This window comes from Pseudomonas sp. SMV7 (assembly GCF_052041995.1).
In the GTDB taxonomy this organism is placed as follows: domain Bacteria; phylum Pseudomonadota; class Gammaproteobacteria; order Pseudomonadales; family Pseudomonadaceae; genus Aquipseudomonas.
Window position 1 is genome coordinate 1 of record NZ_JBKGGT010000029.1, and the last position, 14,536, is coordinate 14,536.

Sequence of the window (14,536 nt, forward strand, 5' to 3'; positions counted from 1 at the left end):
AAATCTGACCCCGAAGTCCGGTTCCACCGCCCGGCAGTCGTGGCTTAGGGCGGGTGCCGAAACCCTGCGAATTAGGCTAGAATGCACGGCCTCTAAGCACACCCCTTCCTGAGGCTGTCCCGACGATGTTGATCCTGCGCGGCGCTCCTGCCCTTTCTGCCTTTCGCCACGGTAAATTACTCGAGCAACTGAGCCAGAAAGTCCCCGCTGTTACTGGTTTGTATGCCGAATTCGCCCACTTCGCCGATGTCGACGGCGAGCTGACCGCCGACCAGCAGCAGGTGCTGGGCCGTCTGCTCAAGTACGGCCCGAGCGTGCCGGTACAGGAGCCAAGCGGCCGCCTGTTCCTGGTCGTACCGCGCCTGGGCACCATTTCGCCGTGGGCCAGCAAGGCCAGCGACATCGCCCACAACTGCGGGCTGCAGGCCATCCAGCGCCTCGAGCGCGGTATCGCCTACTACGTCGCTGGCGACCTGAGCGCCGCCGATGCCGAGCTGATCGCTGCCGAACTGCACGACCGCATGACCCAGCGCGTGCTCGGCCAGCTGGAGCAGGCCGCTGACATGTTCAGCCACGCCCAGCCCAAGCCGATGACCTCGGTGGACATCCTGGCCGGTGGCCGTGACGCTCTGGCCAAGGCCAACATCGACCTGGGCCTGGCCCTGGCCGAAGACGAGATCGACTACCTGGTCAATGCCTTCCAGGGCCTCAAGCGCAACCCGAACGACATCGAACTGATGATGTTCGCCCAGGCCAACTCCGAGCACTGCCGCCACAAGATCTTCAACGCCAGTTGGGACATCGACGGCCAGGCCCAGGAAAAAAGCCTGTTCGGCATGATCAAGAACACCTACCAGATGCACAGCGAAGGCGTGCTGTCTGCGTACAAGGACAACGCCTCGGTGATCGTCGGCAATGTGGCCGGCCGCTTCTTCCCGAACCCTGACACCCGCCAGTACGGTGCGGTGCAGGAGCCGGTGCACATCCTGATGAAGGTGGAAACCCACAACCACCCGACCGCCATCGCGCCGTTCTCCGGTGCCTCCACCGGCTCGGGTGGCGAAATCCGCGACGAAGGCGCCACCGGCCGCGGCGCCAAGCCCAAGGCTGGCCTGACCGGTTTCACCGTGTCCAACCTGCGCATCCCGGGCTTCGAACAGCCGTGGGAGCAGAACTACGGCAAGCCAGGCCGTATTGTCGACGCCCTCGACATCATGGTCGAAGGCCCGCTGGGTGGCGCCGCGTTCAACAACGAATTCGGTCGCCCGGCCCTGACCGGCTACTTCCGTACCTTCGAGCAGGCCATCAACACCCCGCGCGGTGAAGAGGTACGCGGCTACCACAAGCCGATCATGCTCGCCGGCGGCATGGGCAACATCCGTGAAGACCACGTCCAGAAGGGCGAGATCACCGTCGGCGCCAAGCTGATCGTGCTCGGTGGCCCGGCCATGCTCATCGGCCTGGGCGGCGGCGCCGCTTCGTCCGTGGCCACCGGTGCCAGCTCGGCGGACCTCGACTTCGCTTCGGTACAGCGTGAAAACCCTGAAATGGAGCGCCGTTGCCAGGAGGTCATCGACCGTTGCTGGCAGCTGGGCGACAAGAACCCGATCGCCTTCATCCACGACGTCGGCGCCGGCGGTATCTCCAACGCCTTCCCCGAACTGGTCAACGATGGCGGCCGTGGTGGCCGCTTCGAACTGCGCAACGTGCCCAACGACGAGCCGGGCATGGCCCCGCACGAAATCTGGAGCAACGAGTCGCAGGAACGCTACGTGCTGGCCGTCAGCGCCGAGGACTTCGAGCGCTTCCAGGCCATCTGCGAACGCGAGCGCTGCCCGTTCGCGGTAGTCGGCGAAGCCACCGCCGAGCCGCACCTGACCGTTACCGACAGCCACTTCGGCAACACCCCGGTGGACATGCCGCTGGACGTGCTGCTGGGCAAGCCGCCGCGCATGCACCGTTCGGTTACCCGCGAAGCCGAGCTGGGCGATGACTTCGACCCGAGCCAGCTGGACCTGGACAACGCCGTACAGCGCGTGCTCAGCCACCCGGCCGTGGCCAGCAAGAGCTTCCTGATCACCATCGGCGACCGCACCATCACCGGCCTGGTGGCCCGCGACCAGATGGTCGGCCCGTGGCAGGTACCGGTGGCCGACTGCGCTGTCACCGCCACCAGCTTCGACGTCTACACCGGTGAAGCCATGGCCATGGGCGAACGTACCCCGCTGGCCCTGCTGGACGCCCCGGCGTCGGGCCGCATGGCCATTGGCGAGGTACTCACCAACCTGGCTGGCGCGCGTATCGAGAAACTCTCCGACATCAAGTTGTCGGCCAACTGGATGTCCGCTGCCGGCCACCCCGGTGAAGACGCCCGCCTGTACGACACCGTCAAGGCTGTCGGCATGGAGCTGTGCCCGGAGCTGGGCCTGACCATTCCGGTCGGCAAGGACTCCATGTCGATGAAGACCAAGTGGAGCGAGGACGGTATCGAGAAGAGCGTCACCGCGCCAATGTCGCTGATCGTCAGCGGCTTCGCCCCGGTGGTCGACATCCGCAGCACCCTGACCCCGCAACTGCGCATGGACAAGGGTGAGACCGACCTGATCCTGATCGACCTGGGCCGCGGCAAGAACCGCATGGGCGCCTCGATCCTGGCCCAGACCTACGGCAAGCTCGGCGCCGAGGCTCCGGATGTAGACGATGCCGAAGACCTGAAGGCGTTCTTCGCCGTGATCCAGGGCCTCAACGCCGACGGTCACCTGCTGGCCTACCATGACCGTTCCGACGGCGGCCTGGTCACCACCGTGCTGGAAATGGCCTTCGCCGGCCACTGTGGCCTCGACCTGCACCTCGACCCGCTGACCGACAGCAAGGCCGACGTGCCGGCCATTCTCTTCAACGAAGAGCTGGGCGCGGTCATCCAGGTTCGCCAGGATGCCACCCCGGACGTATTGGCACAGTTCAGCGCCGCTGGCCTGGGCGAAGAATGCGTCGCGGTGATCGGCAAGCCGGTCAACAACGGTGAAGTGTCCATCAGCCTGAACGGCGAAGTGCTGTTCGACGATGACCGCCGCATGCTGCAGCGCCAGTGGGCTGAAACCAGCTACCAGATCCAGCGCCTGCGCGACAACGCCGACTGCGCCGACCAGGAATTCGACCTGCTGCTCGAGGAAGACAACCCGGGCCTGTCGGTGAAACTGGGCTTCGACGTCAACGAAGACATCGCCGCGCCGTACATCAAGAAAGGCATTCGCCCGCAAGTGGCCATCCTGCGTGAGCAGGGCGTCAACGGCCAGGTCGAGATGGCAGCCGCCTTCGACCGCGCCGGCTTCGCTGCCATCGACGTGCACATGAGCGACATCCTCGCTGGCCGTGTCGACTTCGAAGCGTTCAAGGGCCTGGTCGCCTGTGGCGGCTTCTCCTACGGTGACGTGCTGGGTGCCGGTGAAGGCTGGGCCAAGTCTGCGCTGTTCAACAGCCGCGCCCGCGACGCCTTCCAGGCCTTCTTCGAGCGTACCGACAGCTTCGCCCTGGGCGTGTGCAACGGTTGCCAGATGATGTCCAACCTGCACGAGCTGATTCCGGGCACCGAGCACTGGCCGCACTTCGTGCGCAACCGCTCGGAGCAGTTCGAGGCGCGCGTGGCCATGGTCGAGGTGCAGAAATCCAACTCGATCTTCCTGCAGGGCATGGCCGGTTCGCGCATGCCGATCGCCATCGCCCACGGTGAAGGCCATGCCGAATTCGCCAGCGAAGAGGCACTGCTGGCTGCGGACGTGTCCGGCTGCGTGGCCCTGCGCTACGTCGACAACCACGGCAAGGTCACCGAAGCCTACCCGGCCAACCCGAACGGCTCGCCGCGTGGTATCACCGGCCTGACCAGCCGCGACGGCCGCGTGACCATCATGATGCCGCACCCGGAACGTGTGTTCCGCGCCGTGCAGAACTCCTGGCGCCCGGACGAGTGGCAGGAAGATGCCGCGCTGATGCGTTTGTTCCGCAACGCCCGGGTGTGGGTGAACTGAGGCGTGTACAAGCTCGCCTTCTTCGTCCCTGCCAGCCACGTCGAAGTGGTCAAGGCTGCTGTGTTCGCCGCGGGTGGCGGGCGCATCGGCGACTATGACCACTGCGCCTGGCAAACCCTCGGCCAGGGCCAGTTCCGCCCGTTGGACGGCAGTCAGCCGTACCTCGGGCAAACCGGCCAGGTCGAGGTGGTGGAGGAGTGGAAGGTGGAGCTGGTGGTGGCCGACGAGCTGATTGCCCAGGTCGTCGCTGCACTCAGGCAGAGCCACCCGTACGAGACGCCAGCCTACGAGGTCTGGCGGCTCGCCGAGTTCTAGATCGCATCAAGGCCGTTCGCAGGCAAGCCCGCTCCCACAGGGACATCACAGTCTTCAGAACCAGTGACATCCCTGTGGGAGCGGGCTTGCCCGCGAAAGGGCCCTACAACCCAGCCACAATCTCCTTGCCCTGCTCGGGCCGCTTCAACCAGGCGCAAGCCAGCAACCCTACCTCGAACAGCAGCCACATCGGCACCGCCAGCATCGTCTGTGAAAACACATCCGGCGGCGTCAGGACCATCCCCACCACAAAGCAGCCAACGATCACGTAGGGCCTGCTACGGCGCAACGTGGCCACATCGGCCAACCCCACCCAGACCACGATGAAGGTCGCCACCGGGATCTCGAAGGCCAGCCCGAACGCCAGGAACAGCGCCAGGATGAAGTCCAGGTACTGGCTGATGTCGGTCATCATCGCTACGCCTTCGGGCGTCACGCTGGCAAAGAAGCCGAACATCATCGGGAACACCAGGAAGAACGCGAAGGCCATGCCGGCATAGAACAGCACGATGCTCGACACCAGCAACGGCAGGGCAATGCGCCGTTCGCGACGGTACAGCCCGGGCGCCATGAACCCCCAGGCCTGGTGCAGCAGCAGCGGCATGGCGACGAACAGCGCGCACATCGCAGTCAGCTTGAACGGTGTCAGGAACGGCGAAGTGACGCTGGTGGCGATCATGCTGGCGCCTTCTGGCAGAAAGCGCCGCAGCGGTTCGGAAACCAGGGTGTACAGCGTCTGGGCGAAGGGGAACAGGCCGGCAAACAGCAGCGCGACCAGCCCCAGGCAGCGTACCAGGCGCTTGCGCAGGTCGCGCAGGTGTTCGGTCAGCGGCATGCTGGCCGTCGGGTTCATTGCCATGCTCATTCAGGCATTCTCCCTGGCTGTGTCGTGGCCGCTCCATTGGCGGTGTCTGCGCCGAGGCGGACGCCCTGGCGCAGTTCCTGCTCCAGGCGCTGCAAGGGCGCGTTATCGAAGCCAGGCAGCTCGATCTCCCGTTCCACTTGCGCGCGCAAGGTCTGCATGGCCCGGCGCGCCTGGCCCAGGCCACGACCGAGGGTGCGTGCCGCCAGCGGCAGGCGCTCCGGGCCCAGCACCAACAGTGCGACGACGCCTACCAACAACAGTTCGCTGAAGCCTACCTCGAACATCAGGCCTGGCGGTCCGTGTGCTGCTGTGCCGCCTGGCCGGTCAGCGGGCATTGCGGCATCTGCGTGCGGCCAGCCGGGCTGGCGTCGTTGTCGCCGCCCATGGACTTGCGAAAGCCCTGGATTGCCTCGCCCACATCGCTACCCAGGCCCTTGAGGCGCTTGGTACCAAACAGCAGGAATACGATCAGCAGTACGATCACCAGTTGCCAGATTCCAATGCCACCCATTGCGTCCACTCCTGTAAGGTCATGAAAAGGAAGGGCAATCGTGCCTTGTGCAGATGACGGGCACATGACGATCGGCTGCTGCCATCTCGCTGCAACACCCGACGTGTTGACTGGCGTTTTCATTCGCTTGTGGGTGTGCATGAATGGGTGGCAGGCAACAGCGGGGCGCGGCCCTGCTGATGGTAATGGTGGTGCTGGCGATGCTGGCCGCGGGCATGGTCTGGCTGGTGGAAGATGGCCGCCGTCAGGTGGATGAGGTGCGCCTGCTGCACCAGCGGGTGCAGGCCCGGGCCATGGAACAGGCAGGCCTGGCCTATGCCGGGCAGGCCCTGCGTGACCCCGCCTGGCGGCTCAGCCCGCTGTTCTGGCAGGCCTTGCGCGGGCAGCCGTTGATTTACGACTTTGCTGCCGGCCAGGCGCAGCTGCGGGTGCGCGACCAGCACACCTGCTTCAACGTCAATGCCTTGCTCGGTGCCGATGGTGAGCGCGCCGAGCGCCAGTTGCGTTACCTGCTGGGCAATGACATGGCCGCTGAACGCCTGGTCGATGCCCTGGCCGACTGGCTCGATGCCGATAACGACACCCGCCTGCAAGGCGCCGAGAGCGCCCAGTACCTGCGCCAGCAACCTGCGCGGCTGGCGGCCAACCAGGCGATGCTGGACACCAGCGAACTGAACCTGTTGCTGGAGCCGGATGCTGGCCGCCAAGGGCGTTACCCCATGTTGTGCGCCTTGCCGCAGACCAGCGGCTGGCGGCTGAATGCCAATGCCCTGGGGCTGGAGCATCTGCCCTTGCTGGAGGCGCTGTACGAAGGGCGTTATCCGCGCTCGCTGCTGGGTCGCATCGTCAGCGGCCGGCCGGCGTCCGGCTATGTGGATGCCGCCGCGCTGCGCCAGGCGCTGGGGGCGGTGGATGACGAAACGTTCGAGCGGCTGAGCGAAGGGTTGCTGTTGAACAGCGGCTATTACCTGTTGCAGCTGTCCTTCGCGGAGGAGGGGCGGGTGATACGCAGCGAGTTCCAGGTGGAGGCGCTGGGGGTGGTGCAGTGGCATGCCCGGGTGCCGGCGCAGCAGGTGCGGGTGCGTAGCCGCGAGCCGATTGTCTGGTGATATTCGCCGGGCTCTTCGCGGGTAAACCCGCTCCCACAGGGAACGCACAGTTTTTGAACCCTGTGCAGTACCTGTGGGAGCGGGTTTACCCGCGAAGAGGCCGGTACGGCCAGCACAAGGCTGACTGACCGGCGCCCTTTCAGGCGGTGCCGATCTCCCCGCCATCGATACGCTGGATCACCACCGTCGCGGCCCGCGGCCTTACCGTGGTCCCGGCCGGGGTGGCATCGGTGGCCTTGTCGGTATAGGGCCAGTTGTCCGGGTGCTGGATGTTGACGAACAGCGTCTTGTTGTCGGGGGTGAAGGTAATGCCGGTCACCTCGCAACCATTCGGGCCGACAAAGAAGCGGCGCAGGTCCACCTGGTTCTGGGCATTCACCGGTACCTGCTTGCCGCTGGCATCGACCAGATTGGTCGGGATCACCGCCAGCAGTTGGTCATTGGTGTAGTCGGTCACCGTGCTCTCGCCGTTGTCGGTCTCGAACCACAGCACGCCACGGCTATCGAAGCTCATGCCGTCAGGGCTGGCGAACTGGTTCAGTTCGGTCAGGCCCGAGCGGTTGATGTCGGCGGTGCCGGCCGCATTGGCGCCGAACACGAAGATGTCCCAGGTGAAGCTCAGCTGGTCGTCGCTGTCGTGCCAGCGAATGATGTGGCCGTGACGGTTCGGGCCGCGCGGGTTGGCTGCATCGACCTTTTCCGGGGTGCGCGCGCTGTTGTTGGTCAGGGTCAGGTACACGTCGCCGTTCAGTGGGTTGACCGTGGTCCATTCCGGGCGGTCCATCGGCGTTGCGCCTACGGCATCGGCGGCGCCGCGGGTGTTGAGGATGATCCCCGGCAGGTCGCCATACAAGGCGCCCAGGGTGCTGCCGGCAGTGGTCGTGGTGGCAACGTCCAGCAGCAGCCATACCCCGGTGCCGTCGGCATTGAAGCGCGCCACGTACAGCTTGCCCTGGTCGAGGTACTTGGCGCCGGTGGCCAGGCGGTCGGCCGGGTTGGCGTCGGCGGCATCCCACACGGCGGTGGACACCCACTTGTACAGGTATTCGTTGTTCGAGTCGTCACCCATGTACCAGACCAGTGGCTTGCCGACGACCGGCAGGCCCGGGGCGCAGCCCTCGTGACGGAAACGGCCCAGCGCCGTGCGCTTGGTGGCCAGGGTGCTGCTGTTGTATGGGTCGATCTCGACGATGTAGCCGTAGGTGCTGGCTTCATTGCGGTAGTCGTCGGTAGCGCTGGCGCCTTTGACGGTGACGTCGAAACGGGCGAATTCGTCAGCCACCTCGCTGCTGTCACCCGCCGCGGTTTCCCATTTGTACTGGCCGCTGGAAGTGCTCACGCCAATGCGGCGCTGGTCTTCAGGGCGGGTGCCTTTGTTGACGAAAATACCTGGCCAGTTCTCTTCACAGGTCAGGTAGGTACCCCATGGGGTATAGCCGTTGCCGCAGTTGTTGTTGGTGCCGCGGCAATGGGTGCCGTCCGGCGAATACTTGGTCCTGACATGCTCGGTGCCGCGCAGGGGGCCGGTGATTTCCATGCGCGAGGCCGTGGTGAAACGGCGGTTCAGCGGGTCGTTGTCGACCACCTGCCAGCGACCGCTGACTTTCTGCAGGCGCACTACACCGGCACCGTGGGCGTTGATTTCCTTGCGCACTTCCTCGACCGGGCGCTTGCCGTTGCTATCGGTGGTCGGGCCAGCCGGGTGCAGGGCGGCGGTGTCGATGTACTCGAAGTTGATCGCCAGCAGGCCATCTTCCGAACTGCCATTGATGGGGAAGAAGTGCATGCCGTCGTGGTGCATGCCCATGGCGTTGGCCTGGTCGGTCGAGGTATTGCTGCCGTCGGCCTTCCACGGGTTGCCGTTATTGTTGAGCGGCGTGCCCCAGGGCGCCAGCACGTAGGCGCTGTAGCCGGTTGCAACCACGCAGGCGTCGGTGCGCGAGCCGGGGATGGACTGGAAGCCCAATGCCAGTTTTGGCTTTTCCGGCTCGGTCACCGGCGGCTCGGTGACGGGATCATCGTGATCCGAACCCCCACCGTCGAAGCAGCCTGTCAGGCCGGTACCGGCAATCATGGCGATGGCGGCGCCCAGGCTGCCGCGCATCACGCTGCGACGGCTCAGGTAGGCGTCCATGACGCTGGCCATCGGCAGGTTGCCGCTCTGGTTCCGGTCCAGGTTGTCGCCGGTATCTCGACTCATCAGGGTGTCCTTTTGTTGGCTGAGTTGGAGGAAACCGCGACTTTAGTGGGCAAATATGATGATTCATTGGCAGAAATGTTAACGGGCGCTTAAAACATGGCGCGCTTAAAAACAGGACCTACAGATCACTCTGGAATGGTTGTCTGATTTCTGCCATCAAACTGTAATACCGACGCCGCAACATCCGGGGCCCAGAATGGACATGGAAAAGGATGGCGGCTTCGATGGCAAGCAGTGTGCACAGGCGCGAAGTGATTGGCTGGATGGGTGTCGGTGCCCTGGCGCCGTTGCTTGGCGCCTGCTCCGCCTTTCCTGGGCAACGGGGCGGCAACGCCAGCCTCGACCTGCTGTATGTGGCCGATACCCTCGATGCTCGCCAGCCTGGCCAGGCCGTGGTGCCGGCCACGCGCCTGGGGCCGGTCAGCCACCTCGGCCGCGCGCCTTGGATGACGGGCAGCACCGCCAGCCTCGCCTATCCGCAGCTGGCACCCCTGCTCGATGCCAGCCAGGCGGCCTCTGCCCAGCTGGGCGGCTATGCAGTGCTGGCGGCGTTGCTCGAGCAGTTGCGCGGCGAGGCCGGGGCAGGCAACAGCCTGACCCTGGAGAACGGCCAGGGCTGGAATGGCAGCGGCCTGGCCTACCTGACCCAGGGTGAAAGCGGCGTGCAAGGCAGCCAGTTGCTGGGGACCGAAGCGCGGGTCAGCAGTGACGAGCGCGTGCTGTGGCCACAACGCTGCCCAGGCCTGTATCGCCAGGCCAGCGCCATTACGCTGGGGGCCGGGCTGGCAGAGGCACAGCGCCAGACCCTCGGCGTGGACAGCCTGCACCTGTTCGAGCGTGGCGGTGCACGGGTTGCCGTGGTCGGCGTGACCGATCCCTACGCCCAGGACCAGAAAGCCTCCCTCAAGCAGTGGTACCAGGCGCTGCAGCCGGTCTTCGAGCAGGCACGCCGCGAGGCCGACCTGGTGGTGGCCTTGGCCGATGCCGGCACTGGCCCCGGGCTGTGGCTGGCCGAGCGGGTGCCGCAAATTGACGTGCTGCTGTGCGCCCGTGGCCAGGACCTGTGGCCGGCACCGGTCGAGGTGAGCCAGGCCAGCGGCCGCCGGGTACCGGTGCTGTTCGCCGGTTGCCGGGGCAGCGGCGCCTTCCGCCTGCGCTGTCGGCGTGTGGCCGGGTTGTGGCAGTTCGATGGGCGTTTCTTCCCGGCCTTCGAGCAGCAGTTGGCCCCCGCTGCGCAGCTGCGTGTCGCACCATTGCAGGCCGAGCTGCGTCAACAGCGCGCCGGCCATGCGGCCTGGCTCGATCAGCCCCTGGCCCGCGCGCCCCAGGCGCTGTGGCGCCGTGATACCCGCGGCGGCAGCTGGGACCGCCTGCTGCACCAGGCCCTGGCCGGCGACAGCGACATGCCGGTGCTGCTGCCCGGCCTGCGTTATGACTACCCGCTGCCAGCTGGGGCGGCCATTACCCGCGAACACTTGATCAGCCTCACCGGTGGCTACCCGGCCCCGGTGGTCGAAGCGCCAGCGCGGCAGGTCGAGCAGGTGCTGGAGAACGCTGCGGAGCAGCTGTTCGGCGACCCGTTGCTGCTGGACAACAGCCAGGACCTGCCGCGCTGGCAAGGCCAGCCCTGGCGGGTCAGCTACAGCCCGCAAGGCAAGCGCATCAGCGACCTGGCACCGACACAGGGCCTGTGCCGCACCTTCGGCCTGCAATTCCAGGCCGAGGCCGGTGAGCCCCTGTGGCAAAGCGTTGAAGCCTGGCTCGCCCGCCAGCCAGCGGACTGGCAATTGGCGCCGCTGCAGTTGCCCGAGGTGCGCTACGTACAGGGGCACCCGGGTTGGCATCCACGGCAGCTGGCCTCGTGATCCTCATCTCGCGCCTGCTCACTGGCGCTGGCCTGACCCTGGCCGGCTGGCTGGCCGCCCAGTGCGTGCTGCAACTGAGCCGCCAGCCGCAACCGGCCATTGCGCCCGGCATGGCCGACCCGCCGCTGCCCGGGTTGATGGCTGGCCATTGGCAGGTGCCCGTCGACGATGGAGCCATCGCCCTTACCCGCCTGCCGTTGCACTACCTCGGCGGCCTCAAGGCCCAGCCACTGGCCGCCAGCGTGGTGGTGTTGCGCTATGGCGAGCAGGTGCGCACCTTGGCCCGTGGCCAGCGCCTGGCACCGGGGATCGTGCTGCAGGACATCGACCACGATGGCCTGATTTTCAACAACCAGGGGCGGCGTGAACGCCTGCCCTGGCCGCCACGCCCCGTCGTGACCGGCTTCAAGCGGCAAGGATGAACGATGCCTGTCAGATATTGCCTAGTGGCCGCGCTGAGCCTGGCCTTGACCGTGACCTTGCCGATGGCCAGTGCCGAAGAACCGGTGTTCGATGACAATGGCACGCCCCTGTACGAGGTGAACTTCGTCGACACCGATCTTGGCGAGTTCATCGACAGCGTATCGCGCATCACCGGCACGACCTTCATCGTCGACCCCCGGGTCAAAGGCAAGGTCACCGTGCGCACCGTCGACATGCATGACGCCGATGCGATCTACGACATCTTCCTGGCACAGCTGCGCGCCCAGGGCTATGCCGCTGTCGACCTGCCCAACGGCAGCGTGAAGATCGTCCCCGATCAGGCCGCGCGCCTGGAGCCGGTGCCGGTGGAGCCGGCCGGGCAGCAGGGCGAGGGCAGCGACAGCGTGGCCACCCGGGTATTCAATGTGCGCAACGCGGCCAGCGAACAAGTGCTCGGCATTCTCAAGCCGCTGATCGACCCGCGCGTGGGTGTGATCACGCCGTATCCGGCAGCGCAGCAACTGGTGGTGACCGACTGGCGCAGCAACCTGGATCGTATCGCCAGCTTGCTGCAACATCTCGACCGCCCAGGCGAAGTGACGGACAACACCGGCACCCAGGTGATCTACCTGCGCCACGCCAGTGCCAGCGAAGTGGTCAAGGTGCTGCGTGGCCTCGGCCAGGAAGGCATGGTGCCGGCCGAAGGCGCCAATGCAGCCGAGGCCAAAGACAGGCCGGTGACGGCCGCCAGTGGTGGCAGCGGTATCCGCCTGGAATACGAGGAAGGCACCAACGCCGTGGTCATGGTCGGCCCCGACAGCGAGCTGGCTGCCTACCGCAGCATCGTCGAGCAGCTGGATATCCGGCGCGCCCAGGTGGTGGTGGAGGCAATCATTGCCGAGGTCTCCGACAGCAGTGCCCAGGAACTGGGCGTACAGTGGCTGTTCGCCGACGACAAGTTTGGCGCTGGCATCGTCAACTTCGGCAGCAATGGGGTAAACATCGCCAGTATCGCCGGGGCGGCCGCCAGCGGCGACAGCGAGGCATTGGGCGACCTGTTGTCATCGACTACGGGTGCCACGGCGGGCATCGGCCATTTCGGCGGTGGTTTCAACTTTGCCATGCTGGTCAATGCACTGAAGGGCAAGAGTGGCTTCAACCTGCTGTCCACGCCCACCTTGCTGACCCTGGACAACGCCGAGGCGTCGATCCTGGTCGGCCAGGAGGTGCCCTTCGTCACCGGTTCGGTGACCCAGAACAACGCCAACCCGTACCAGACCATCGAGCGCAAGGAAGTCGGCGTGAAGCTGCGCATCAAGCCGCAGATCAACATCGACAACAGTGTGCGCCTGGATATCGTCCAGGAGGTGTCGTCGATCGCCGACTCGAGCGCGGCCAGCGACGTGATCACCAACAAGCGCGAGATCAAGACCAAGGTCATGGTCGAGGACAACGGCCTGGTGATCCTTGGCGGCCTGATCAGCGACGAGCTGAGCACCAGCGACCAGCGTGTGCCGCTGTTGGGCGATATCCCTTACCTGGGCCGGCTGTTCCGCTCCGACGGCAGCAAGAACACCAAACAGAACCTGATGGTGTTCATTCGCCCGCGTATCCTGCGTGACGGGCCCAGCCTGGCCGGGCTCAGCGAAGGCAAGTACCGCAGCCTGCAACAAAGCACGCCGCTGCAACTGCCGGACCTCGCAGCCGGCAGCCCGCAGTTGCTGCAGGTATTCCCTGCCAGCCGCGCGCGCCTGGAAGGCGGTGACTGGTGATGCTGCCCTATCGCCAGGCGCGCCAGAGCGGGGTGGCCATGGCCCCGACCGAGCAGGGCTGGCAGCTGTGGCTGCGGCCCGATGCCGACAGCGCCCAGCTGCAGGAACTGTTGCGCGTGCATGGCCAGCCCAGCCTGCTCGAATACCTCGAGCCTGCGCTGTTCGATGAACGCCTGGGCCAGCTGTACCAGGCGGAGGCCAGCGCCACCGAGGCACTGATCGAAGGCATCGGCGAGCAGGTTGACCTGGACAGCCTGATGAGCGAGATGCCGCGCATCGAGGACCTGCTGGAAAGCGACGACGAAGCCCCGGTGATCCGCCTGATCAACGGCCTGTTCGGCCAGGCCCTGCGCCTGCGCGCCTCGGACATCCACATCGAAACCTTCGAGCAGAGCCTGGTGGTGCGCCTGCGGGTCGACGGCCACCTGCGCGAGGTGTTGCGCCCACCGCGGGCGCTTTCCGCCATGCTGGTATCGCGGATCAAGGTCATGGCGCGCCTGGACATTGCCGAAAAGCGCCAGCCCCAGGATGGCCGTATCACCCTGCGGGCAGCCGGGCGCGAGGTCGACGTGCGGGTCTCGACCCTGCCTGGCATCCATGGCGAACGGGTGGTGATGCGCGTCCTCGACAAGCAGGCCAGCCTGCTGGCGCTGGGCAACCTGGGCATGCCGCAGGCGGTGCTGCAAGGCCTGCGTGGCTGCCTGGCGCGGCCCAACGGCATCGTGCTGTCCACCGGCCCGACCGGTTCGGGCAAGACCACCACCCTGTACGCCAGCCTCAACAGCCTCAACGATGGCAGCCGCAATATCCTCACGGTCGAGGACCCGGTGGAGTACGCCATCGCCGGCATTGGCCAGACCGCCATCAACCCGCGCGCCGGGCTGACCTTCGCCAGCGGCTTGCGGGCGATCCTGCGCCAGGACCCGGATGTGATCATGCTCGGCGAAATCCGCGACCAGGAAACCGCGCAGATCGCCGTGCAGGCCAGCCTCACCGGCCACCTGGTGCTGTCCACCCTGCACACCAACAGCGCGGTGGGCGCGGTGACCCGCCTGCGTGACATGGGCATCGAACCGTTCCTGATTGCCTCGTGCCTGCGCGGCGTACTGGCCCAGCGCCTGGTGCGGCGCCTGTGCAGCTGCGCCGTGGCGCAACCGCTGCAGGCGGCTGAACGTGAACTGTGGCCCGAGCTGGCGGCACTCGGCAGCAGCTACCATGCGGTAGGCTGCGAGCAGTGCCAGGGCAGCGGTTACCGCGGACGCCTGGGCCTGTACGAATTCATCGAACTGGACCCCGGGCTGGTCGGCCTGCTGTATGACGGTGCCAGTGAACTGGCCATGCACGACTACCTGGCCGGACGCCGGCAGAGCCTGGTGGCGATGGCCAGCGACTGCCTGGCGCGTGGCGAGACCAGCCTGGCCGAAGTGCTGCGCGTGGTGCAGGGCTGAGCC

11 protein-coding genes are annotated in these 14,536 nt (G+C 66.2%); 7 read left to right on the top strand and 4 right to left on the bottom strand.

Annotated features, from left to right (window positions below; translation table 11 throughout):
- The first annotated feature begins 125 nt into the window (after positions 1 to 125).
- The gene (gene purL, locus ACLEJP_RS24140; protein WP_440810530.1) at positions 126 to 4,025 is read left to right on the top strand and encodes a phosphoribosylformylglycinamidine synthase; all 3,900 of its coding nucleotides are present in this window, start codon (positions 126 to 128) and stop codon (positions 4,023 to 4,025) included.
- Between the two features lie 3 nt (positions 4,026 to 4,028).
- Positions 4,029 to 4,340 (top strand): NGG1p interacting factor NIF3, encoded by a 312-nt coding sequence (locus ACLEJP_RS24145; RefSeq protein ID WP_170028480.1) that lies wholly within the window; start codon positions 4,029 to 4,031, stop codon positions 4,338 to 4,340.
- 103 nt (positions 4,341 to 4,443) lie between these two features.
- Here the strand turns inward: ACLEJP_RS24145 and tatC are convergent, their stop codons facing one another.
- Genes tatC through tatA form a run of 3 tightly spaced genes read right to left on the bottom strand, consistent with a single transcriptional unit; the run spans position 4,444 to position 5,716 of the window.
- Complete coding sequence (gene tatC, locus ACLEJP_RS24150) at positions 4,444 to 5,205, bottom strand: twin-arginine translocase subunit TatC (RefSeq protein ID WP_440810531.1); 762 nt, start codon at positions 5,203 to 5,205, stop codon at positions 4,444 to 4,446.
- Positions 5,202 to 5,489 (bottom strand): Sec-independent protein translocase protein TatB, encoded by a 288-nt coding sequence (tatB, locus tag ACLEJP_RS24155; RefSeq protein WP_440810533.1) that lies wholly within the window; start codon positions 5,487 to 5,489, stop codon positions 5,202 to 5,204. Before tatB ends, tatC begins: the two co-directional genes overlap by 4 nt.
- Complete coding sequence (gene tatA, locus ACLEJP_RS24160) at positions 5,489 to 5,716, bottom strand: twin-arginine translocase TatA/TatE family subunit (protein ID WP_440810534.1); 228 nt, start codon at positions 5,714 to 5,716, stop codon at positions 5,489 to 5,491. Before tatA ends, tatB begins: the two co-directional genes overlap by 1 nt.
- 143 nt (positions 5,717 to 5,859) lie before the next feature.
- On the opposite strand from tatA, the gene gspK reads away from it, so the two are divergent.
- Positions 5,860 to 6,825: a type II secretion system minor pseudopilin GspK gene (gene gspK, locus ACLEJP_RS24165; protein ID WP_440810536.1), complete on the top strand. Its 966-nt coding sequence runs from the start codon at positions 5,860 to 5,862 to the stop codon at positions 6,823 to 6,825.
- Positions 6,826 to 6,964: 139 nt separating this feature from the next.
- Here the strand turns inward: gspK and ACLEJP_RS24170 are convergent, their stop codons facing one another.
- Positions 6,965 to 9,025 (bottom strand): PhoX family protein, encoded by a 2,061-nt coding sequence (locus ACLEJP_RS24170; protein WP_440810537.1) that lies wholly within the window; start codon positions 9,023 to 9,025, stop codon positions 6,965 to 6,967.
- 224 nt (positions 9,026 to 9,249) lie between these two features.
- On the opposite strand from ACLEJP_RS24170, the gene ACLEJP_RS24175 reads away from it, so the two are divergent.
- Genes ACLEJP_RS24175 through ACLEJP_RS24190 form a run of 4 tightly spaced genes read left to right on the top strand, consistent with a single transcriptional unit; the run spans position 9,250 to position 14,533 of the window.
- Positions 9,250 to 10,890, top strand: coding sequence for a lipoprotein UxpA (locus ACLEJP_RS24175; protein WP_440810538.1), 1,641 nt, complete (start codon positions 9,250 to 9,252; stop codon positions 10,888 to 10,890).
- On the top strand, positions 10,887 to 11,312 hold the full coding sequence (locus ACLEJP_RS24180) for a pilus assembly protein PilZ (RefSeq protein WP_440810540.1): 426 nt from the start codon (positions 10,887 to 10,889) through the stop codon (positions 11,310 to 11,312). Before ACLEJP_RS24175 ends, ACLEJP_RS24180 begins: the two co-directional genes overlap by 4 nt.
- 3 nt (positions 11,313 to 11,315) lie before the next feature.
- A complete protein-coding gene (gspD, locus tag ACLEJP_RS24185; RefSeq protein WP_440810541.1) occupies positions 11,316 to 13,085 on the top strand; it encodes a type II secretion system secretin GspD in 1,770 nt (589 codons plus the stop codon).
- Positions 13,085 to 14,533: a GspE/PulE family protein gene (locus ACLEJP_RS24190; RefSeq protein ID WP_440810570.1), complete on the top strand. Its 1,449-nt coding sequence runs from the start codon at positions 13,085 to 13,087 to the stop codon at positions 14,531 to 14,533. The genes gspD and ACLEJP_RS24190 overlap by 1 nt, the downstream gene beginning before the upstream one ends.
- The last annotated feature ends 3 nt before the right edge of the window (positions 14,534 to 14,536 follow it).

What these genes read in the sequence shown, in the direction of transcription:
- purL (WP_440810530.1), top strand. Translation starts at nt 126, where the DNA reads ATGTTGATCCTGCGCGGCGCTCCTGCCCTTTCTGCCTTTCGCCACGGT.
- tatC (WP_440810531.1), bottom strand. Translation starts at nt 5,205, where the DNA reads ATGAGCATGGCAATGAACCCGACGGCCAGCATGCCGCTGACCGAACAC.
- tatB (WP_440810533.1), bottom strand. Translation starts at nt 5,489, where the DNA reads ATGTTCGAGGTAGGCTTCAGCGAACTGTTGTTGGTAGGCGTCGTCGCA.
- tatA (WP_440810534.1), bottom strand. Translation starts at nt 5,716, where the DNA reads ATGGGTGGCATTGGAATCTGGCAACTGGTGATCGTACTGCTGATCGTA.
- gspK (WP_440810536.1), top strand. Translation starts at nt 5,860, where the DNA reads ATGGGTGGCAGGCAACAGCGGGGCGCGGCCCTGCTGATGGTAATGGTG.
- ACLEJP_RS24170 (WP_440810537.1), bottom strand. Translation starts at nt 9,025, where the DNA reads ATGAGTCGAGATACCGGCGACAACCTGGACCGGAACCAGAGCGGCAAC.
- ACLEJP_RS24175 (WP_440810538.1), top strand. Translation starts at nt 9,250, where the DNA reads ATGGCAAGCAGTGTGCACAGGCGCGAAGTGATTGGCTGGATGGGTGTC.
- gspD (WP_440810541.1), top strand. Translation starts at nt 11,316, where the DNA reads ATGCCTGTCAGATATTGCCTAGTGGCCGCGCTGAGCCTGGCCTTGACC.
- ACLEJP_RS24190 (WP_440810570.1), top strand. Translation starts at nt 13,085, where the DNA reads ATGCTGCCCTATCGCCAGGCGCGCCAGAGCGGGGTGGCCATGGCCCCG.